The organism is Ferrovum myxofaciens, assembly GCF_000735045.1.
GTDB classification, from domain to species: domain Bacteria; phylum Pseudomonadota; class Gammaproteobacteria; order Burkholderiales; family Ferrovaceae; genus Ferrovum; species Ferrovum myxofaciens.
In genome coordinates, this window is the sequence record NZ_JPOQ01000488.1 from 1 (window position 1) to 253 (window position 253).

Annotated in this window: 1 protein-coding gene; it reads right to left on the reverse strand. The window is 59.7% G+C overall.

Annotation, left to right across the window (positions count from 1 at the left end):
- A partial coding sequence (locus tag IV91_RS18745; protein WP_035418866.1) for a hypothetical protein occupies positions 1 to 253 on the reverse strand: 253 nt, incomplete at both ends.

Here is a 253-nt window from a genome sequence, read left to right on the forward strand (position 1 = left end):
AACCACCACGAAATCAGAAAACTCCGGCAACCGGGTGAGCCACTTCTCCCGCGCCCAATCCGATGCCTTGGGCATGGTCAGAGCGTGTTCTGTCGCCATCAGAATCACCTGCCTCATCCCAGGTCGAGAGATCACAGGCGCAGCCAAGGCAACCGCTGTGGCCAGGTTCTTCCCCTTCCGATCCTGGCGCTTCCATGCCGGAAGTTGAGTTCCATAGGCTTCGGCCCATTTCTCCGCGATGCCACCCACCTTC